Annotated in this window: 19 protein-coding genes; 7 read left to right on the top strand and 12 right to left on the bottom strand. The window is 67.3% G+C overall.

From position 1 onward, the window contains the following. The gene (locus tag ACEN9K_RS03500) at window positions 1-396 is read left to right on the top strand and encodes a universal stress protein (protein ID WP_018771727.1); all 396 of its coding nucleotides are present in this window, start codon (window positions 1-3) and stop codon (window positions 394-396) included. 2 nt (window positions 397-398) lie between these two features. On the opposite strand, the gene ACEN9K_RS03495 is transcribed toward ACEN9K_RS03500, so the two are convergent. Next, window positions 399-1,280 (bottom strand): fumarylacetoacetate hydrolase family protein, encoded by an 882-nt coding sequence (locus tag ACEN9K_RS03495; RefSeq protein ID WP_495635182.1) that lies wholly within the window; start codon window positions 1,278-1,280, stop codon window positions 399-401. A gap of 207 nt (window positions 1,281-1,487) precedes the next feature. Here ACEN9K_RS03495 and ACEN9K_RS03490 point away from each other — a divergent pair, with 207 nt between their 5' ends. After that, a complete protein-coding gene (locus ACEN9K_RS03490; RefSeq protein WP_144601200.1) occupies window positions 1,488-1,748 on the top strand; it encodes a hypothetical protein in 261 nt (86 codons plus the stop codon). Window positions 1,749-1,818: 70 nt separating this feature from the next. Here ACEN9K_RS03490 and ACEN9K_RS03485 read toward each other — a convergent pair whose 3' ends face one another. The 4 genes from ACEN9K_RS03485 to ACEN9K_RS03470 form a co-directional block, all read right to left on the bottom strand. Then, window positions 1,819-2,064 carry a hypothetical protein gene (locus ACEN9K_RS03485; RefSeq protein ID WP_018771730.1) on the bottom strand — a complete coding sequence of 82 codons (246 nt, stop codon included), beginning with the start codon at window positions 2,062-2,064 and terminating at the stop codon, window positions 1,819-1,821. A gap of 162 nt (window positions 2,065-2,226) precedes the next feature. Next, window positions 2,227-3,819, bottom strand: coding sequence for a histidine ammonia-lyase (hutH, locus tag ACEN9K_RS03480; protein WP_495635181.1), 1,593 nt, complete (start codon window positions 3,817-3,819; stop codon window positions 2,227-2,229). A 3-nt stretch (window positions 3,820-3,822) separates the two neighbouring features. Then, a complete protein-coding gene (gene hutU, locus ACEN9K_RS03475; RefSeq protein ID WP_223993619.1) occupies window positions 3,823-5,520 on the bottom strand; it encodes a urocanate hydratase in 1,698 nt (565 codons plus the stop codon). A 139-nt stretch (window positions 5,521-5,659) separates the two neighbouring features. Beyond that, on the bottom strand, window positions 5,660-6,502 hold the full coding sequence (locus ACEN9K_RS03470) for an IclR family transcriptional regulator (protein WP_018771733.1): 843 nt from the start codon (window positions 6,500-6,502) through the stop codon (window positions 5,660-5,662). A gap of 334 nt (window positions 6,503-6,836) precedes the next feature. Between ACEN9K_RS03470 and ACEN9K_RS03465 the strand changes: the two genes are divergently transcribed. Continuing rightward, on the top strand, window positions 6,837-8,324 hold the full coding sequence (locus ACEN9K_RS03465; RefSeq protein WP_495635180.1) for an amino acid permease: 1,488 nt from the start codon (window positions 6,837-6,839) through the stop codon (window positions 8,322-8,324). A 48-nt stretch (window positions 8,325-8,372) separates the two neighbouring features. Then, entirely contained in the window at window positions 8,373-9,008 is a 636-nt protein-coding gene (locus ACEN9K_RS03460; RefSeq protein ID WP_026266143.1) for a LysE family translocator, read from the top strand. 145 nt (window positions 9,009-9,153) lie between these two features. On the opposite strand, the gene ACEN9K_RS03455 is transcribed toward ACEN9K_RS03460, so the two are convergent. After that, window positions 9,154-10,017 carry an SDR family oxidoreductase gene (locus tag ACEN9K_RS03455; RefSeq protein ID WP_018772207.1) on the bottom strand — a complete coding sequence of 288 codons (864 nt, stop codon included), beginning with the start codon at window positions 10,015-10,017 and terminating at the stop codon, window positions 9,154-9,156. Between the two features lie 139 nt (window positions 10,018-10,156). On the opposite strand from ACEN9K_RS03455, the gene ACEN9K_RS03450 reads away from it, so the two are divergent. Together ACEN9K_RS03450 and ACEN9K_RS03445 are read left to right on the top strand one after the other, a co-directional pair. Further along, window positions 10,157-10,543 (top strand): winged helix-turn-helix transcriptional regulator, encoded by a 387-nt coding sequence (locus tag ACEN9K_RS03450; protein WP_018772206.1) that lies wholly within the window; start codon window positions 10,157-10,159, stop codon window positions 10,541-10,543. Window positions 10,544-10,710: 167 nt separating this feature from the next. Further along, complete coding sequence (locus tag ACEN9K_RS03445) at window positions 10,711-10,977, top strand: hypothetical protein (RefSeq protein ID WP_018772205.1); 267 nt, start codon at window positions 10,711-10,713, stop codon at window positions 10,975-10,977. 22 nt (window positions 10,978-10,999) lie between these two features. Here the strand turns inward: ACEN9K_RS03445 and ACEN9K_RS03440 are convergent, their stop codons facing one another. Next, window positions 11,000-11,749, bottom strand: coding sequence for a 3-hydroxybutyrate dehydrogenase (locus ACEN9K_RS03440; RefSeq protein WP_018772204.1), 750 nt, complete (start codon window positions 11,747-11,749; stop codon window positions 11,000-11,002). Between the two features lie 63 nt (window positions 11,750-11,812). Then, window positions 11,813-13,192 carry an MFS transporter gene (locus ACEN9K_RS03435; protein ID WP_018772203.1) on the bottom strand — a complete coding sequence of 460 codons (1,380 nt, stop codon included), beginning with the start codon at window positions 13,190-13,192 and terminating at the stop codon, window positions 11,813-11,815. A 127-nt stretch (window positions 13,193-13,319) separates the two neighbouring features. On the opposite strand from ACEN9K_RS03435, the gene ACEN9K_RS03430 reads away from it, so the two are divergent. Next, window positions 13,320-14,216 carry a LysR family transcriptional regulator gene (locus ACEN9K_RS03430; RefSeq protein WP_018772202.1) on the top strand — a complete coding sequence of 299 codons (897 nt, stop codon included), beginning with the start codon at window positions 13,320-13,322 and terminating at the stop codon, window positions 14,214-14,216. On the opposite strand, the gene ACEN9K_RS03425 is transcribed toward ACEN9K_RS03430, so the two are convergent. The 4 genes from ACEN9K_RS03425 to ACEN9K_RS03410 form a co-directional block, all read right to left on the bottom strand. Further along, window positions 14,213-15,124, bottom strand: a complete 912-nt coding sequence (locus ACEN9K_RS03425) for a spermidine synthase (RefSeq protein ID WP_018772201.1) — start codon at window positions 15,122-15,124, stop codon at window positions 14,213-14,215. The two genes, ACEN9K_RS03430 and ACEN9K_RS03425, sit on opposite strands and share 4 nt — an antisense overlap. A 32-nt stretch (window positions 15,125-15,156) precedes the next feature. Continuing rightward, window positions 15,157-16,689, bottom strand: a complete 1,533-nt coding sequence (gene rfaE2 / locus ACEN9K_RS03420) for a D-glycero-beta-D-manno-heptose 1-phosphate adenylyltransferase (RefSeq protein ID WP_495635179.1) — start codon at window positions 16,687-16,689, stop codon at window positions 15,157-15,159. After that, entirely contained in the window at window positions 16,686-18,146 is a 1,461-nt protein-coding gene (locus ACEN9K_RS03415; protein WP_495635178.1) for an aldehyde dehydrogenase family protein, read from the bottom strand. Before ACEN9K_RS03415 ends, rfaE2 begins: the two co-directional genes overlap by 4 nt. A 95-nt stretch (window positions 18,147-18,241) precedes the next feature. After that, window positions 18,242-18,958 carry an SDR family oxidoreductase gene (locus ACEN9K_RS03410; protein ID WP_018772198.1) on the bottom strand — a complete coding sequence of 239 codons (717 nt, stop codon included), beginning with the start codon at window positions 18,956-18,958 and terminating at the stop codon, window positions 18,242-18,244. Window positions 18,959-18,993: the final 35 nt, after the last annotated feature.

Below are 18,993 nucleotides of genomic sequence, written 5' to 3'. Positions count from 1 at the left end.
ATGACCGTCGTTGTGGGATACGTCCCCACCCCCGAGGGCGAAGCCGCCCTCACTCAGGCCATCACCGAGGCCAGGAAGAGCAACAGCACCCTGGTGCTGATCAACTCCTCAAAGGGCGAAGCACCGGTGGACAACCGCTTTGCGCAGGACGGCGATATCCAGGACATCGAGAAGCGGCTGGCCGGCCAGGGCATCGAGTACCTGATCAAGCGGCCCGTCCGCGGCCATGATGCCGCGGCCGAGGTGCTGGACGCCGCGGAGGAGCACAACGCCGAACTGATCGTGATCGGCCTGCGCCGCCGCACCCCGGTGGGCAAGCTGATCATGGGCAGCACATCCCAGCGCATCCTGCTGGAGGCGGACTGCCCGGTCCTGGCGGTAAAAGCGGGCCAGTAACCCTAGGCTCTGACGGCCGCCCGTGCCCGGAACAACTCCTGGCGCTGGCGGCCCAGGCCGTCCACCTCTACCTCCACCACGTCGCCCGGCTGGAGGTAGGGGAAACGGCCGCTGAGGGCCACACCCTGCGGCGTCCCGGTCAGGATCACGTCACCCGGTTCAAGCCGCATGTACTGGCTGCAGTGGTGGACCAGTGTGGGCGCATCAAAGATGAGCTCCGACGACGACGAATCCTGGCGCGGCTCACCATTCACCCAGCTGCGCAGCCGCAGGTTGCCGCCGTCGATCTCCCCCGCCGGAACCAGCCAGGGGCCCAGGGGCGTGGACCCGGGAAGGGATTTCCCCTTGGTCCATTGCCCCGCCGCTCCCGGCAACTGGTATTCCCGCTCGGAGAAGTCGTTGGCGGTCACATAGCCGGCAATGCACTTGGACGCCTCTTCGACGGACCCGAGGTAGCTGGCTTCGCTGCCGATCACGATGCCCAGTTCCACTTCCCAGTCATATTGGGTGGAGTGCGGCGGAAGCGGGGCGGGGTCGCAGGGTCCGGTAACGGTGTTGCTGGGCTTGAGGAAGACGACGGGGACCGTTGGCGGTTCGGCACCCGATTCGGCGGCATGGGCGGCGTAGTTCATCCCGACGCCCACCACCGAACCGGGCCGGGCCACGGGGGAACCAACCCGAAGCGCAGCGGCGCCCGCCAAAACCGGCAGTTCCCCGGCCTCCAGTGCATCCCGCACCCTGTCCAGTCCGCCCCCGGCAAGGAACTCCCCGTCCACGTCGGCGGTAAGGGGCAGCAGGCTGTAATACCGGTCGATGCCGTCCGCCGGGGAAACCAGGACCGCAGGCTGCTCGCTGCCGCTTTCGCCCAGGCGCATGATCTTCATACCGAATTCTCCTCAAGCCGTATCGATCGGGTGCTTCCAGGGCCCCTGGGCCCCGAGATCCATGGTCGTTGATTCGCTTCGATCCCGCGAACAAAAGCCTTTGTGACTGCACATCCAGCGCCCGAAAGGACAGTCATCTGACATCTAACCGGAGCAGTCGGTAGAATGGTTGAGCCATCTTGGCACGAAACACAGAAAGTGCAGTACATGACTACAGCCACATTGGAGCGGATCCCCACCGCCGCCAAGCCCACCGAAGGACCTGCTTTGCGGTCCATCAGCCTGGAGTTCTCCAGCGCCAGCGAGGTCCACGCAGGACTGGAAGAGGCGGTGGCCGAACTGATTGGGGTGGCAGCGAAGGATGCCGAGTGCGGCATCCGCGTCACCAGGCTGCACCCGGGAAGCTACACGGTAGCCCTGGACGCATCAGTACCTTTCGGCGAAACGTACGAGTCCTTCGCGGTCTGACCACGCCTACAAAAAATCCCCGCACGCCATACGGCAGTGCGGGGATTTTTTATTGCTGCTTGCGGGACTGCTAGCCGCGGCGGACCTCCACGCCGTCGGACTTCAGGAAAAGCTGCTTCTCCGCGGGGCCTGACGGACCGGCCGGAACCAGCCAAAGGACGTTGCCGCTTTGGGACACCTCTTCCACCTCCCCGGCTGCCACCACATGCGCATGCTTGATGATCTCGACGCGGTCCCCGGCCTTGAGGGCCTTCCAGTTGGATACCGCGGCGGAATGGGCATTGCGCCTGGACAGGACTGCCCCACGTGCTTTCATTTGAACTTCTACCCCTTTGTATCGTTCTGCTGCCACAGCTTCTTTGATGTGACTTTCACTACATCTTCAGTTCTACTACACTCCCGGCGCCCCGGGGGGCGGGGGCGCCGGAAATTCCACCTTTCGGACGGACGGTCAGTAGGCGCTGAAGATTCTTCGGTATCAGGCGAGCGACCCGACGGCGGATTCGGCTGCCCGGAGCACGTCACCTGAGGCGACCAGGCGGTCAGCCGCTTCCAGTTCCGGCGACAGGAACCGGTCCGTCCCCGGCCCCTCCACCACCCCGCGGAGCGCGGCCACGACAGCGGTACCCGCGGGCCCCGGCGTCAGGACCCCGCCCGAGAGCTGCGAGCGGATGTCCAGCGCCCGCGCCGAGGTCACCAGTTCGATGGCCAGGACGCGGCGGAGGTTTTCCACCGCCTTGCGCAGCTTGCGTGCCGCATGCCAGCCCATGGAGACATGGTCCTCCTGCATGGCGGAGCTCGGAATCGAGTCCACGGAGGCCGGAACGGCAAGCCGCTTGTTGTCCGAAACCAGGCCGGCCTGGGTGTACTGGGCGATCATCAGCCCGGAGTCCACGCCGGGGTCAGCGGCGAGGAAGGCGGGCAGGCCATGCGACCGGGCAGGATCCAGCATGCGGTCGGTCCGGCGTTCAGCGATGGAGCTGAGGTCGGCGACGGCGATGGCCAGGTAGTCCAGGACGTATGCCACAGGCGCGCCGTGGAAGTTGCCGTTGGAGCTCACACGCCCGTCGGGAAGGACCACGGGGTTGTCGATGGCTGCCGCCAGCTCCCGGGTGGCCACCAATTCGGCGTGGTCAACGGTGTCCCGGACGGCACCGGCAACCTGGGGGGCGCAGCGCAGCGAGTAGGCGTCCTGCACCCGGGAGTCCCCCACCCGGTGCGACGCCACGATGGGAGAGTCTGACAGCACGCGGAGCATGTTGTCCGCGCTTGCCGCCTGGCCCGGGTGGGGCCGCAGCGCGGCGTGCAGTTCGGGCAGGAATACCTGGTCGGTGCCCAGCAGCGCCTCGACGCTCAGGGCGGCGGTGATGTCCGCCGTCGACAGCAATTGGCGAAGATCGGCGATGGCCATCAGGAGCATGCCCAGCATGCCCTCGGTGCCGTTGACCAGGGCCAGGCCCTCCTTTTCGGCGAGGGTGACGGGCTCGATGCCGTGTTCTGCCAGCAGCTCAGCGACAGGCCGCTCTCCCCGCCCGCCGTAAGTCACGCCGTCGGGCCCTTCCGCTTCCCCTTCGCCCATCAGGACCAGGGCGCAGTGGGACAGTGGCGCCAGGTCACCGGAGCAGCCCAGCGAGCCGAACTCGCGGACCACGGGGGTGATGCCGGCGTTGAGGACGTCCACCATGGTCTGCAGGACCACGGGGCGGACGCCGGTGCGGCCGGAGGCAAGGGTCTTGGCGCGCAGGAACATGATGCCGCGGACCACCTCCCGCTCCACGGCCGGCCCCATGCCCGCAGCGTGGCTCCGGATGAGGGACTTCTGCAGCTGGGTGCGCAGTTCATTCGGGATGTGGCGGTTGGCCAGGGCACCGAACCCGGTGGAGATGCCGTAGGCGGGGACGTCGCTGGCGGCGAGGTCATCGATGTGGGCGCGCACCTTGGCGACGGTTTCCAGGGCGTCCGGCGCGATGGTCACCTTCGCGCCGTGGCGTGCGACGGCGAGCAGATCCCCGGGCGTGACGCCGACGGACCCGAGGGTGACGGTCAGCGGTTCGTGTGTCGTAACAGTCATTTTCTACTTGCCTTCATTCATGGGGATGCGGACGCCGCGTTCCCTGGCGACGTCGAGGGCGCGTTCGTAGCCGGCGTCGGCGTGGCGGATGACGCCCATGCCGGGGTCGTTGGTGAGGAGGCGCTCGAGTTTCTGCGCGGCGAGGTCGGTGCCGTCGGCGACGGAAACCTGGCCGGCGTGGATGGAGCGGCCGATGCCCACACCGCCGCCGTGGTGCAGGGACACCCAGGTGGCGCCGGAGGCAGTGTTGAGCAGGGCGTTCAGCATTGGCCAGTCGGCGATGGCATCGGAGCCGTCCGCCATGGCCTCGGTCTCGCGGTACGGGGAGGCGACGGAGCCCGAATCCAGGTGGTCGCGGCCGATCACGATGGGAGCTTTGACCTTGCCGTCCTTGACGAGCTGGTTGAAGAGCAGCCCGGCCTTGGCTCGTTCGCCGTAGCCGAGCCAGCAGATGCGCGCCGGCAGGCCCTCGAACTCGACCCGTTCCTGGGCGGCGTCAATCCAGCGGTGCAGGTGCTTGTTCTCCGGGAAGAGCTCCTTGATGGCTTCGTCCGTCACCCGGATGTCTTCCGGGTCACCGGACAGGGCAACCCAGCGGAACGGGCCAAGCCCTTCGCAGAACAGGGGCCGGATGTAGGCGGGGACGAAGCCGGGGAACTCGAAGGCCCGGGCGTAACCACCCTTGCGGGCTTCGTCGCGGATGGAGTTGCCGTAGTCGAACACCTCGGCGCCGGCGTCCTGGAATTCCACCATGGCCTGGACGTGCCGGGCCATGGATGCCTGGGCCTTCTTGGTGAACCCTTCAGGATCAGCCTCTGCCTCGCGGTGCCACTCGTCCACGGAAATGCCTTCGGGCAGGTAGGACAGGGGATCGTGGGCGGAGGTCTGGTCGGTGACGATGTCCACGGTGAGTTCGCCGGCCTTGTGGCGGCGCAGGATCTCGGGGAAGACTTCGGCGGCGTTGCCCACGTAGCCCACGGACCAGCCGCGGCGTTCCTCCTTGGCCTTGAGCACCTTGGCGATGGCGGCGTCGAGGTCGGTTTCCACCTCGTCCAGGTAGCGTTTGCCGGCCCGCCTGCGCAGGCGGGTTTCGTCGACGTCGACAATCAGGCAGGCGCCTTCGTTCAGGGTGACGGCGAGGGGCTGGGCGCCGCCCATGCCGCCGCAGCCGCCGGTGAGGGTCAGCGTGCCGGCGAGCGTGCCGTTCTCGTCCCCGGTGAGTTTGCGGGCGATCGCGGCGAAGGTTTCAAAGGTGCCCTGCAGGATGCCCTGGGTGCCGATGTAGATCCAGGAGCCGGCGGTCATCTGGCCGTACATCATGAGGCCCTCGGCCTCGAGGCGGCGGAATTCGGGCCAGGTTGCCCAGTCGCCGACGAGGTTGGAGTTGGCCAGCAGCACGCGCGGGGCCCACTCGTTGGTACGGAAGACGCCCACCGGCTTGCCGGACTGGACCAGCAGGGTCTCGTCCTTTTCCATGGTCTCCAGGGTGCGGGTGATGGCATCGAACGCTGCCCAGGAGCGGACGGCGCGGCCAGTGCCGCCGTAGACCACCAGGTCGTCCGGGCGCTCGGCGACCTCGGGATCCAGGTTGTTCATCAGCATGCGCAGCGGCGCTTCGGTCTGCCAGGACTTGGCGGTGAGCTCGGTGCCGCGGGCTGCCTTGACCGGGCGGGCCCCGGTGGTGAAATCGGCGGGTGCCATGATGGGCTCCTTTTCTTGGTGTCTGAGGTTTCGAAGAAGTTCTGTATCAACTAAAGCCCTTTGAGGACGGGCTTCACAGCGGTTTTAGCGGGGTGCTGTCCGGTATTTCAGACCAGCGCCGTCAGTTGTTTGGCTGCGCTCATTTGACCGGGCGGCCGTGGATGCGGACCGAGAGTTCGTCGGCTACTTTCTGCACCCGGGCCGCCAGTACCGGCCACTCGTCAGCAGGCAGTTTGTCCTCCAGGAAGGTGACCGCGACGGCCGCGGTAGGCCACCCCAAATGGTCGGTGACCGCGGCGGCAATGGAGCCGAAGCCAGGGGTCACCTCGCCGTGTTCGGTGGCGTAGCCCCGCTGGCGGACCTGGTCCAGGTGCGAGGACAGGGCGGAGTACTTCATGATGGCCCCCTCCACCTCGTGCCGCGCAGTGAAGGCAGCAGCGTTGGGGTACAGGGCGCGCACCTGGGATTTGGGCAGGGCGGCAAGGATGGCCCGGCCGCTGGCAGTGAGGTGGCTGGGAAGCCTGACACCGACGTCGGTGACCAGGGACGGGCGGTTCTTGGCCCGCTCCTCCACGATGTACAGGACGTCGCGGCCGTGCAGGACGGCGAGGTGGGCGCTCTCGCCAATCGCGTCCACCAGCGAGGCAAGCAGTGGGCGGCCCAACCGGGACAGCGGCTCCTGGCGCGAGTACGCGGAGCTGAGCTCGAAAGCGCTGATGCCCAGCCCGTAGCGCTGTTCCTCGTGCAAATGAAGGACGAAGCCATTGGCCTCCATCACCCCCAGCAGGTGGTAGACGCTGGAGCGGGGCAGGTCCAGGCTGGACGCGATCTGCGACGCCGCCATGGGGCCACGCCGCGAAGCCAACAGCTTGAGGATGCGCAGGGTGTTTTCTGCGGCAGGAACTTTTGACGTTGCCTTGACGGATGCCCGGGGCGCCTGGTTCCCGGCGCCCCCTGTTTCGGCGCTTAGTGCAGTGCTCATCGGCTGGAAGGGTCTTTCTGGCTAGCTCTGTCCGGTATCCCGTACTTAAGCTTGCGCCCCTTGAGGTGGCATTGGAACCCCGTTCGGACTCACCGTGTCTGGAATACCGGACATTCGCTCCGTCGTACGCCTTATCGACACGCATATCCCTTTTCGCGCCCTAAATATCCGGCGCGAAAAGTAAGATGCGCAGCGCCAAATGATATCCGCAGCGAAAGGGCGCCGCGAACAGTCTGAAATGAAAGACAGCAACCCGCCGTGAGCCTCATCACGGTGCCTGCGAAAATGGTCTGCTGGTTAGCGGCTCCCCTCCCAATGACGAGAAGGTATTTGCATGCAACCAGCTCCAACCCCAACCCGGACCGAAACCGCGGCGGAAACGCACAAGCCAACTGCCGGCGTGGGGCATGTCCTCAACCGCGGGCTGAACGTCCGGCACATCCGCTTCATGGCGCTGGGCTCGGCGATCGGCACCGGCCTCTTCTATGGCTCAGCCTCCGCCAGCCAGAAAGCCGGGCCGGCAGTTCTGCTGGCCTACATCATCGGCGGCGCAGCCGTGTTCATGGTGATGCGCGCCTTGGGCGAAATGGCCGTGCGGCACCCGGTATCGGGTTCCTTCAGCCAGTACGCGAGCCGGTACCTCGGCCCCCTCGCCGGCTTCGTGACCGGCTGGACGTACGTTTTCGAGATGGCCATCGTGGCGATCGCCGACGTCACGGCCTTCAGCATCTATATGGGCTTCTGGTTCCCGCAGGTGGACCGCTGGATCTGGATCCTGGCCGTCATCTGCTTCCTCGCCGCGCTGAACCTGCTCAGCGTCAAGGTCTTCGGAGAACTTGAGTTCTGGTTCTCGCTGATCAAGGTGGCGGCCATCATCGCCATGATCGCGGGCGGCGCTGCACTGATCGTGTTCGGCTTCCAGGGCGACGGCACTGCCGTGGCTCCGGGACTGGGCAACCTCGTTGACCATGGCGGATTGTTCCCCAACGGCTTCGAAGGCCTCCTGGCATCGTTCGCCGTGGTGATGTTCGCGTTCGGCGGCATCGAGACCCTGGGCATCACGGCCGGCGAGGCGGCTGACCCCAAAAAGGTCATCCCAAAGGCCGTGAACACTGTGCCCGTGCGCGTGCTGCTGTTCTACGTCCTCACGCTCGGAGTCCTGATGAGCCTCTTCCCGTGGGACCAGGTGGGCACCAGTGGCAGCCCGTTCGTGCAGATCTTCAGCGGCCTGGGCATCCCGGCGGCACCGCACATCCTGAACGCCGTGGTGATCACGGCCGCGCTTTCAGCCATCAACAGCGATATCTTCGGCGCCGGACGCATCCTTTTCGGGCTTTCCAGCCAGGGCCATGCACCGGCCGCCTTCGGCAAGGTCTCCCGGCACGGCGTCCCGTGGATGACCGTGGTCATGATGGCGGGAATCCTCCTGGTGGGAGTGGTCCTCAATGCCGTTATTCCGGAGGATGTGTTCCTGGTGATTGCCTCGATTGCCACCTTCGCCACCGTTTGGGTCTGGGTGATGATCCTCGCGTCCCATGTTGCAATGAAGCGGGAAATCGCCCGCGGGGGCCTGCCGGCGTCGGAATTCCCGTCGCCGTGGTGGCCCGCCGCCTCCGTCCTGACCATCGCTTTCATGGTGCTGGTGATCGCCATCCTGGGCGCGTTCGAGGACACCCGGATCGCCCTGTACGTGGGCGCGGCATGGCTGGGACTGCTGGTGATGGCCTACCGCCTGTGGATCAAGGGTGTCGGCCGACGCCGGGCCCACCTTGAGGACGAGACCTCGCCGCTGCCGGTGGTCGGGGCAGGCACGGGCAGCTAAGCCGGAAACAGCCGGCTGCGGACGCCCGTACCGGAGCTACAATCAGCCATGGTTCCAATGTCCAACCTGGTGGCATTCGCCCTGGCGTCCGTAATCCTGATCGCCGTCCCGGGCCCCAGCGTGCTGTTCGTCATTGGACGTTCCCTCGCGCTGGGGTGGCGCGGCGGCGTCCTTACCGTCCTGGGAAATGCCACGGGCCAGTTGGTCCAGGTCATCGCCGTGGCCCTTGGCGTGGGTGTGGTGGTGGCCGAGTCCGTGCTTCTTTTCAGCATCGTGAAGCTGGCAGGTGCCGCTTACCTGGTTTTCCTGGGGATCCGGACCATTGTCCGCCGGGGGCACGGTTCCCGGCGGCTTGCGCCGCCGCCGGCCTCCACTCCGTGGACGTTGGTGCGCCAGGGGGCGGTGGTGGGCGCCACGAACCCGAAGTCGGTGGTGTTCTTCGTGGCGATCCTGCCCCAGTTCGTGGACTACCCTGCCGGCAACATTCCGTTCCAGCTTGCACTGCTGGGTGCTGTCTTCCTGCTGATCGCGTTGGTCTCGGACAGCGTGTGGGCGATCGCGGCGGGGTGGGCGCGGCTGTGGTTCGTCCGCTCACCGCGGCGCGTCCCCGCGGTGGAGGCGGTCGGCGGGGCAATGATGATCGGCCTCGGCGGAACGCTGGCCCTAACCGGATCCAAAACCTAGGACTGCACCTGCCCTGGCAGCAGTACTGAAGCAAGAAGTGCCCGGTCCCCGAACGGACCGGGCACTTCCATGTTCTGCTCTGTAAGACCGGCGCCTGTCAGGCCACTGCCCTGTCAGCCCACTGCCCCGTCAGGCCTGCGCTCCCCTAGCCCGCAGCAGCGGCGGCCCGTACCGCCTGGCCGAGGGACGTCGTCGGGCGCCCGATCAGCCTGCGGAGGTCGCCGGTGCTGACCAGGAGATCGCCGCGTGCAATGCCCAGGTCCGAATCAGCCAGGATCCCGGCAAAAGCCTCGGGAACACCCACACCGGTGAGCAGGCCAACGTAATCCTCGGTGGGCAGGTTGTTGTAGCGGACGGGTTTTCCGGTGGCTGCAGTGATCTCGGACGCCAGGTCCGCCATGCTGAAGGCCTCGTCGCCGCCCAGCTCGTAGACCTTGCCGGCCTGGCCATCGGCCACCAGGACCGCTGCTGCGGCGTGGGCGTAGTCGGCCCGTGCGGCCCCGCTGACCTTGCCCTCTCCGGCACTGCCCGCGAGCGCTCCCTGGGCCAGGGTGCCCGGCAGCTGTTCCGTGTAGTTCTCCAGGTACCAGCCGTTGCGCAGCAGGACGAAGGGGACGCCGGATTCGCGCAGCAGCGCCTCCGTGGCCTTGTGCTCATCCGCCAGCAGCATGCCCGTGGTGTCCGCATTGGCGATGCTGGTGTAGGCCAGCAGCTCCACGCCTTCGGCCTTTGCGGCGTTGATCACGGTGCGGTGCTGTTCCACCCGCCGGCCCACTTCGCTGCCGGAAATCAGCAGCACCCGCCGGGCGCCCTTGAGTGCTTCGGCCACGGAACCAGGGTCGGCATAGTCCATGTGCTGCACGCGTACCCCGCGCGCGGAAAAGTCTGCGAGCTTCTCCACCGACCGGCCGGCGGCCACGATATCCGCGGCGGGTACGCCCCGCTCCAGGAGGGCTTCAAGAACGTGGCGGCCCAACTGTCCGGTGGCGCCTGTAACAACAATGCTCACGGTGGTTCCTTTCGGGAGTTTTTCTCTGTCAGAGGGCACAACCATGGCCAGCCGGCAGAACTTCCCAACAGAGAGTACGCACTTTGAAGTAAGGTACTAACCCAAAAGTTAGATACCAGGCTTTGGGTAAGCTGAAGGCATGGAAACAGCACCTCACGCGTCGCCCCTCCCGCAGGCCTTTGCCGACGGCGTGTTCCCCGCCGGGTGCCCCAGCCGGACCCTGCTGGACCACATCACCAGCAAATGGGGAGTCCTGATCCTGCTTTCCCTGTCCGAGGGTGAGCAGCGCTGGAGTGATTTGCGGCGGCGGGCCGAGGGAATCAGCGAGAAGATGCTGGCCCAGACATTGAAGACCCTGGAGCGTGATGGCCTGGTCAGCAGGAACGCCCAGCCGGTCATTCCGCCCCGCGTGGATTACAGCCTCACGGAGCGGGGCTACGAATTGAGCGCTCTCCTGGTGCCTTTGGTTGCGTGGGCATTCGACAACGCCGAGGACATCATCAACGGAGCCGGCCTGGGCAGGTAATGCCCCCCTCAGAACTTGAGTACCTGTTACTGATGTTGCTGATGTGATTGGCGCCTAGCGTGGGCGTACGGTGGCGGCCGGAATGGGAGGACCATCCTCCGCTGGGAGCGTTCGGCCAACCAGCACCGTTAGCGGGCGGCAGGCTGCCGCCTGGAGGAGTTGGTCACATGGCCAGGGACGACTACGCACAGGATTTTTCCCGCCTGGGCCAGCCCGTCAGCGTGGGTGAAGCGCTGGGACAGGTCCTGGGACTGATGCTGGAGGCCTTCAGTCCGCGGTCCCCTTACCGGGTGGGTGACACCGTCATAGGCGACGACCCCTTCAGCGGCAGGCGCGAAGGGGTCGTCGTGTGGCGGGACCGGCGTTCGGTGGGGGTGAAGACGACCTACGGCGTCTTCTTCTTCGACCACCGGCTGGTCAAACCCCTGGAATAGGAGGCGCGGGGCCGGACGGGTGCTACCGCGCGGACCAGCCCCCATCCATGGTGTAGCTGGCGCCGGTGACCATTCCGGCGTCCGCGGAAGCCAGCCAGGCCACCAGGGACGCCACTTCTTCCGGCTCCACCAGGCGCTTGATGGCCGCCTCGGTGAGCATCACCTTGGCCAGGACCTCGGATTCGGGGATGCCGTGAACCTTGGCCTGGTCGGCGATCTGCGACTCCACCAGGGGCGTGCGCACGTAGCCGGGGTTGATGCAGTTGGACGTGACCCCGTGAGCCCCGCCTTCCAGCGCCGTCACCTTGCTCAGCCCTTCCAGGCCATGCTTGGCGGAAACGTAGGCGCTCTTGAACGGGGAGGCCCGGATCCCGTGCACCGACGAGAGGTTGATGATGCGGCCGAAGTTGTTCGCGTACATGTGTGGCAGCGCCGCCCGGATCAGCAGGAAGGGCGCCTCCAGCATGAGGGTGATGAGCCGGCGGAAATCTGCCGGCTCAAAGTCCTCGATGGGGCTGATGCGCTGGATACCGGCATTGTTCACCAGGATGTCGCAGTCCAGGCTGAGGGTGGCCAGGGCGTCAACGTCCAGCAGGTCCACGCCCCACGCGGTGCCGCCCACCTCATCGGCGAGCGTCGCCGCCGCGGCGGCGTCGACGTCGGCCACCACCACTTTCGCTCCCCGCGCGGCAAGTGCGCGCACGCACGCCGCCCCGATTCCGCTGGCACCGCCGGTGACCAGCGCCTTGCGTCCATTCAACGTGTCCTCCATTGCAGTTCTCCTTTTGTGCGCCTACGCGGTCCAGCGGGTTCCATCGGTCCAATCGTGGCCAGGTCAGCCGTGCGTGGGGCTGAGCAGTCCCTCGCGGGCGGCGTCTTCCTTGTCCACGTCTTCCAGGGCAATGCCCTTGGTTTCCTTCAGGCTCAGGACGGCCACGGTTGTGATGGCGCAGGCCACCACCAGGTAGATGGCGGTGGGCACCCATGAGCCGGTGTCCTTGAGCCACTGGGTGGCCAGCAGCGGCGCCAGGGAGCCGGCGAAGATGGACGTGACCTGGGAACCCAGGGAGGCTCCGGAGTACCGCATGCGGGTGGGGAACATCTCGGCCATGATGGCCGGCTGGCCGGCGTACATGAGGCCGTGCAGGCACAGTCCGATGGTCACCGCCAGGACAATCACCACGGCGTTCCGGGTGTCGAACATGGGGAAGGCGAAGAACGGCCAGGTGGCACCCAGGATGGCTCCGGCGAGGTAGACCGGCTTGCGGCCGATCCGGTCCGCCAGGCGGCCGTACTGCGGGATGATGGCGAAGTGGATGACGTGCGCGATCAGCAGTGCCAGCAGCAGTGATGACGTGTCGTACTTGTGCACGCTCTTGAGGTAGACAATCGCGAAGCTGACCACCAGGTAGTACATGATGTTCTCCGCGAACCGGAGGCCCATGGCCTGGAAGATGCCCTTGGGGTACTTGCGGACCACCTCGAACACGCCGTAGCTGACGGCCTGTTCCTTTTCCACCAGTTCCTTGGCTTCGAGGAAGATGGGGGATTCACTGACGTGGGTACGGATGTAGTAGCCCACGAAGACGATCACGGCCGAGAGCCAGAAGGCCACGCGCCAGCCCCAGCCAAGGAAAGCCTCGCTGCTGAGGGTGGTGGACATGATGTACAGCACCAGGGTGGCCAGCAGGTTGCCCACCGGGACGGCGGCCTGGGGCCAGCTGGACCAGAAGGCGCGGGTCTTGTTGGGGCTGTGTTCTGCCACGAGGAGGACTGCTCCGCCCCATTCGCCGCCCAGCGCGAAGCCCTGGATGAACCGCAGGGCCACCAGCAGTGCGGGGGCCAGGTACCCGATGTCGGCGAAGCCGGGGAGGCAGCCCATCAGGAACGTGGAGACGCCGATGATCACGATGGTGAGCTGCAGCGTGGGCTTGCGGCCCAGCTTGTCACCGATCTGGCCGAACACGATGCCGCCCAGCGGGCGTGCAATGAAGCCCACGGCGTAGGTGAGGAAGGCCTGGATGATCCCGTCGAGCTCGTTTCCGGTGGCGGGGAAGAAGTACTTGCCGAAGACCAGGGTGGCGGCGGTGGCGTAGAGGAAGAACTCGTACCACTCCACCACCGTCCCCACCATGGAGGCCGCGACGATCTTCTTCAGTCCTGATCCTTTGGGTGCATGCCCGGCCTCGTTTGCGGGGCGCTGCTCTACGCTCATGGTTTCTCCTAGTGTCCACATTGACACGCGCTGTGATCTCCAGCACAAGTGACTCAGATGAGTATTGCTGCACAAACCAGGCACTTCAATGCCCAAAGCGGCACGAAACATGTGCACAATTGCAGATATGAATGCGAACCCCGATGACCTGCTGGTCCTCCTGGCAGTGTCCCGCTCGGCCAGGTTCACGACGGCGGCCCAGGCCCTGGGCTTGAACCACACCACGGTGTCCCGCAGGATCGCCGCCCTTGAGAAAGCGCTCGGCGGCCGGGTATTGTCCCGGGCAGCAGGCGGCTGGGAACTGACGGAGCTCGGCGAACGGGCCGTGCGGGCAGCGGAACAGGTGGAAGCGGTGCTGGGCACGCTGGGACCGGCAGGCCAGGCACCCGACCCGATTACCGGCGTCGTACGCATGACCGCCACCGATGGCTTCAGCGCCTACATTGCAGCCCCAGCGGTGGCGCGCCTGCGCCGGGACCATCCGGGCCTCAGCGTGGAAGTGGTGACCATGACGCGCCGTGCCCTGCAGCAGCGGTCCGGCCTGGACATCGAGGTGGTGGTGGGCGAGCCGCAGGTGCACCGGGCGGAGGCCATCCGGCTGGGTGAATACCGGCTGGGAATGTACGCGTCCCGCGCCTACCTGGCGGAGCACGGGACACCGGCCACCGTGGCTGAACTCAACGGGCACCCGCTGGTGTATTTCGTGGATTCAATGCTGCAGGTGGATGACCTTGACGCGCCGCGGCGGCTGGTTCCGGCCATGCGCGACGGCCTCACCTCCACCAACGTGTTCGTGCACGTGGAGGCAACCCGGGCCGGGGCGGGGGTCGGGTTCCTGCCGTGCTTCATGGCGGACCTGCACGATGACCTGGTCCGGCTGCTGCCCGACGAGATCGGCGAACTGCTCCCCTACTGGCTGGTCCTGCGCCCGGATTCGCTGCGCCGGCCCGCGGTTGCCGCGGTGGTGCAGGCCCTCCGGGAACGGATGGCGGATTACCGCGAAGCGCTCCTGGGCCGGGCTTAGGCTTCCGGGGGCGCCGGCGGGTCGTGGCGGACTGCCGCTCCGGCGGCGAACGCCCGGACCTGGGCGTCGTCCCAGAGGTGGGCCGGGACGGCTCCGCCCAGGAGCCTGCGCCGCAGCTGTGGGTCGTCCACGATGGGCGAGTCGCTGCCGGCCATCACCATGTTTCCGTAGCGCCGGCCCTTCAGCATGGCGGGGTCGGCAATGATCACCGTGTGCCGGAAGGCTGCCGCAATGGTGGCCGCGTCCTCCCGCGCATTCCGGAGGTCGGGGGCATCGCCGGAGTTGGCCACGTACAGGCCGCCCGGGGCCAGGACCCGTTTGACGTGCGCATTGAATTCGGCGGTGGTCAGCGGGCGCGGGGTGTGGGCGCCGGCGAAGACGTCGCGGATGATGAAGTCCCGGGTGCCGGCCGTCAGGGTCTCCGTCACGGCGCGGGCCTCCCCTACCCGGATCCGGAGCAAAGGCGCCTTGGGAAGGTCGAACCAGTTGCGGACATGCTCCGCGAGCTTGCCGTCCAGTTCCACCACCACCTGGCGGGCGTCCGGGTAGGCTGCGGCGAAGTAGCGGGCCATGGAGCAGGCGCCGCCACCCAGGTGCAGCCCGCGCAGCTTTGCCGACGATGCGTCCGACGGCGGCCAGCGGGATTCAATGAGCGCCGCCATCCACCGCATGTACTCGAAGTCCAAAAACAGGGGATCGGCGAGGTCGATGTGCGAGCTCATGACCCCGTTGATCTTCAGGAGCCAGCCCGTGGAGTTGTCCTGGTCCGCCACCAGCTCGCAGTCACCGGTATCGATGTAGTAGACACCCTCCACCGGACCACTCTGGCGGGAGCCCGCAGGCACCTCCACCACGCCTGCAACCGCACGGATGCTGTTCCGGCCCCCTGACCTTCCGCGTTTTGCCATTACCCGTGCCACGCTTCAGTCATGCTTCAACCTTAGTTGGTAGGCACTGCGCCTTCACCGTCGCGGATCCGTTTCACCACGGCGGTGGTGGACCGTTCAGCCACGTAATCAAGAATGGCGATCCGGCCGCCGTACTCTTCCACCGCCGGGGTCTCCTCCAGCATTTCCGGCGTGTAGTCCCCGCCCTTGGCATAGACTTCGGGCCGGAGCCGGCGGATCAGCGGGGTGGCCGTGGGGGTATCGAACACTGTCACATAGTCCACGCAGCTCAGGGCCGCCACCACGGCTGCACGGTCCGCCATGGTGTTGATGGGCCTGCCGGGGCCCTTGAGCCGGCGCACCGAATCATCACTGTTCAGTGCCACCACCAGGATGTCGCCCAGCTGTTTCGCCTGGTTGAGGTACCTGGTGTGGCCGCTGTGCAGCACATCGAAGCAGCCGTTGGTCAGCACGATCCGCTGGCCCTGGGAGCGGTGTATTTCCATCTGCCGTTCCAGTTCGTCCGCACTCAGGGCGGTATCGGCGAAGGCCTCCAGGTACCGGCTGAGCTGGGCGGTGCTGCACACAGACGTGCCGGGCTGGTGGACCACCACGTCGGCGGCCGACTGGGCCAGGTCCAGGCTGGCGGTCAGCGGCAGCCCGGCGGCACGGGCAAGCGTCAGGGCCGCCACGAAGGTGTCCCCTGCCCCGGATGCCTGCTTCTCCGCGGCGGGCCGGGCCCACGTCCGGTGCCGCACGCCGTCGGGCATCAACAGCACGGTTCCGTCCCGGTCCAGGGTGACCACCACGGCCCGGGCGCCGGTTGCCTGAAGCAGGGCCGCGGACTCCGCGGACACCGCCTCCACCCGCGCCTGCCCTTCCGGCAGTTTCCGGTCCAGGAGCCGGGCGGTTTCCTGCGCGTTCGGGGTCACCAGGTCGGGCTGCAGGGCAGCCCAGGGGCGCGGATCATGGGCGTCGACCACCACAAGCGGACGGTTTTCGCCGGCGGTGTCAGGTCCCAGGACGCGCGCCAGTTCCGTGCGGACAGGGTCCGCCACCACGCCGGTCCCGTAGTCGCACACCAGCACGGCGTCCTGGCGTTCGACGGCGGCACGCACCGAGGCGGCGAGCGCGGCCAGGGCGTCGGCCGGGACAGCGCCGGCCGAGTCGTCGAGGCGCAGCATCACCTGGCCGCCGCTGCTGATCCGGATCTTGGTGGTGGTGACCATGTCCGGGTGGGTGTGCAGGTGCCGGACGTCGATGCCGGCGGCGGCAAGCTGCGCACGGAGGTCTTCGCCGGCGTCGTCCGAGCCGATGATTCCGGCCACCGAGACCTTTGCTCCCAGGGCGGCCAGGTTCATGGCGGTGTTGGCCGCGCCGCCCGGGACCGATTCGCGGGACTGGATATCCACCACGGGGGCGGGCGCTTCCCGGCAGAGCCGTTCGATGCTGCCGCTCCACCAGCCGTCGAGCATCACGTCGCCGATGACCAGGATGGAGGGATGTTCCGCGGCGAGCCGGCCGGGGAGCCAGTCGGACAGTGCCCGCTGGGTGGACAGGTCGATGGATTCCGGGGACGCGTTCACGGCAGGTCCCCGTCGTCAGTGTTGATGATGGTATCCGGGCCGTCGCCGGAACCGGCCGCCGGCGGGGCCGCGATGTGCACCACCTTGACCCGGCTGAACTCGTCCAGGAGCTCTGGCCCGTAGCCGAACCCGGCCCCGCTCTCGCCGCGCGGCTGGGCTGCTCCGCCGGGGGCGCCGCCGAACACCTCGTTGACCTTCACCGTTCCCACGGGCAGCGCAGCCACCGCCTGCTGGATGTGCGCGATGTTGCTGCTTAGGACGGTGGCCGCCAATCCATACCTGCCGCTGCACGCCAGGCGCAGGCCGTCGTCGAACGTGTCCACCACCTGCACCGGAGCCACGGGGCCGAACGTTTCCTCCGCCATCACCTGCATGCTTTCGGTGCAGCCGAGCAGGACGGTGGCCGGGTAGAAGGAACCCGGGCCGGCCGGGAGGGCACCGCCCTCCACCGCGCGGGCGCCCTGGGCCAGGGCCTCGGCGACGTGGGCGTGGACGGCGTCGCGCATCCGCAGGTCCACCAGCGGCGCCACGCTGCCGCTGCTGTTCCGGAGCGCTGCCTCGGCCTCCAGGGCTTTGCAGAACTCGGCGGCAATGTCCCTATGGACGTAGATCCGTTCCACGGAGGTGCAGATCTGGCCGCTGTTGCTGAAGGCTCCGATGGCTGCCTGCTGGGCAGCCCACCCGGGATCCACGTCGCGGTCCACCAGCAGGGGGTCGTTGCCACCGTTTTCCCTGATGACGTGGGCGCCGGTAAGGGCTCCGGCCTGGGCAATGCGGGCGCCTGAGGCGCTGGATCCCACGTGGGCTATGACGTCCACGGCGGCCTGCGACAGCGCCGCTCCCACCCCTGCGCCACCGGAGAGGGTCTGGAATACCCCGGCAGGGAAGGCCGGCGCCAGCACTTCGCCCAGCGCCTCCCCAAGCCGCGGGCACCGCTCGCTGGGTTTGTGGATGACCGTGTTGCCCGTGGCCAGCGCGGCGCCGATCAGCCCGCAGGCAACGGCAACCGGATCGTTCCAGGGGGTCAGCAGGACGGCCACGCCGCGCGGTTCGGCCAGCGTGTAGTCGGAGGCGAGCCGGTTGCCGCGGAGGCTGTGGCCACGGTGGACCGGGCCAAGTTCCGCGTACTGCTCCAGGGTGGAAACCCCGGCGGCGATGCCGGCCAGGGCCTCATCCTCCGGCCGGCCGGTTTCGCTGGCGTTCAGCCCCGCGAGCTCCCGCGCAGCTGCATCAAGGGCTTTGGCGGCTGCCCGCAGCGCGGCGCCCCGTTCGGCCGGTGCAGTTGCGGCCCACGCTGCTGCACCGCTGCGGGCCACACCCACGGCGTGGTTGATGGCCTCGGGCGCCGCTTCGGGCACCGTCCAAAGCACTTCACCGGTTCGCGGGTCCTGGATGGTGATGCCGGAGCCCTGGACTGTCCCATGGCCTGCGGATGTTTCGGTGGCTGTGGTGGGCATGGTGTTCCTCCCGCCTTTCCGTGCTGGATGTGTCGGTGCTGGATATGTCGCTTGTGCAAACTGCGGATGGCAGCGTAGTTGTGGCCGGCGGCGGCTTAGGGCCAGGAGCCCTCTTCCTCGTGGCAGATCAGCATCTCGCGCACCTCGCAGCCGGTGGGCTGGTTGAGTGCGAACAGGATGGCCTGCGCGGTGTTGGCGGGGTCGTTGAGCCGGGAGTCGTCCTGCGGCTTGTACTGCTCGGTGCGGTCGTCGAAGAACCGGGTCTTCATGCCGCCGGGGATCATGGTGGTGACGCCGATTTCGCCGCCGGTTTCCGCGGCCAGTGCGTGGCTGAACCCCACCACGCCGAACTTCGAGGCGCAGTACGCGGTGGCATCAGCCACGGCGCGCTTGCCCAGGGTGGATGCCACGGTCACTACGCGGCCGTGGGTTTCCTTTAGGTAGGGCAGGGCGGCGCGGACCACGGAAACGGTGCCCATCAGGTTGACGCCGATGACCTTTTCCCACTCGTTGGCTTCGACGTCGGCGAGCTTGCCGCAGCGGTCGATTCCGGCGGCGGTGACCACGGCGTCCAGGCCGCCCAGGGTTTCGGCGGCTTCCAGGACAGCCTTCTCCACGGCAGCGCGGTCAGCGACGTCCACTTCGAACGCCTTCACCCCGGAGACGCTGCTGATGTCGCGGTCCAGGACCACCGGGGTGCCACCTGAGCGGAGGACGGCGTCGACGACGGCGGCCCCCAGTCCGGAGGCACCTCCAGTGACCAGGACGCGGCCGGGGTTGGTGGGTGCGGTTGCAGTTGGTTCTGCTGTCATGGTGTTCCTTTCAATGGGGAAAACAAGTCGATGGG

It is taken from the genome of Pseudarthrobacter sp. Pseusp20 (genome assembly GCF_059492155.1).
The sequence above is the reverse complement of the archived record's forward strand: the minus strand, read 5'-3'. Positions and strand labels throughout refer to the sequence as shown.

Bases quoted from the DNA above. Each gene is read 5' to 3' on its own strand.
- ACEN9K_RS03435 (WP_018772203.1), bottom strand. From the start codon at position 13,192: ATGAGCGTAGAGCAGCGCCCCGCAAACGAGGCCGGGCATGCACCCAAA.
- ACEN9K_RS03410 (WP_018772198.1), bottom strand. From the start codon at position 18,958: ATGACAGCAGAACCAACTGCAACCGCACCCACCAACCCCGGCCGCGTC.
- ACEN9K_RS03485 (WP_018771730.1), bottom strand. From the start codon at position 2,064: ATGAAAGCACGTGGGGCAGTCCTGTCCAGGCGCAATGCCCATTCCGCC.
- ACEN9K_RS03500 (WP_018771727.1), top strand. From the start codon at position 1: ATGACCGTCGTTGTGGGATACGTCCCCACCCCCGAGGGCGAAGCCGCC.
- ACEN9K_RS03490 (WP_144601200.1), top strand. From the start codon at position 1,488: ATGACTACAGCCACATTGGAGCGGATCCCCACCGCCGCCAAGCCCACC.
- ACEN9K_RS03445 (WP_018772205.1), top strand. From the start codon at position 10,711: ATGGCCAGGGACGACTACGCACAGGATTTTTCCCGCCTGGGCCAGCCC.
- ACEN9K_RS03470 (WP_018771733.1), bottom strand. From the start codon at position 6,502: ATGAGCACTGCACTAAGCGCCGAAACAGGGGGCGCCGGGAACCAGGCG.
- hutH (WP_495635181.1), bottom strand. From the start codon at position 3,819: ATGACTGTTACGACACACGAACCGCTGACCGTCACCCTCGGGTCCGTC.
- ACEN9K_RS03495 (WP_495635182.1), bottom strand. From the start codon at position 1,280: ATGAAGATCATGCGCCTGGGCGAAAGCGGCAGCGAGCAGCCTGCGGTC.
- ACEN9K_RS03440 (WP_018772204.1), bottom strand. From the start codon at position 11,749: ATGGAGGACACGTTGAATGGACGCAAGGCGCTGGTCACCGGCGGTGCC.
- ACEN9K_RS03450 (WP_018772206.1), top strand. From the start codon at position 10,157: ATGGAAACAGCACCTCACGCGTCGCCCCTCCCGCAGGCCTTTGCCGAC.
- ACEN9K_RS03465 (WP_495635180.1), top strand. From the start codon at position 6,837: ATGCAACCAGCTCCAACCCCAACCCGGACCGAAACCGCGGCGGAAACG.
- ACEN9K_RS03430 (WP_018772202.1), top strand. From the start codon at position 13,320: ATGAATGCGAACCCCGATGACCTGCTGGTCCTCCTGGCAGTGTCCCGC.
- hutU (WP_223993619.1), bottom strand. From the start codon at position 5,520: ATGGCACCCGCCGATTTCACCACCGGGGCCCGCCCGGTCAAGGCAGCC.
- ACEN9K_RS03460 (WP_026266143.1), top strand. From the start codon at position 8,373: ATGGTTCCAATGTCCAACCTGGTGGCATTCGCCCTGGCGTCCGTAATC.
- ACEN9K_RS03425 (WP_018772201.1), bottom strand. From the start codon at position 15,124: ATGGCAAAACGCGGAAGGTCAGGGGGCCGGAACAGCATCCGTGCGGTT.
- ACEN9K_RS03415 (WP_495635178.1), bottom strand. From the start codon at position 18,146: ATGCCCACCACAGCCACCGAAACATCCGCAGGCCATGGGACAGTCCAG.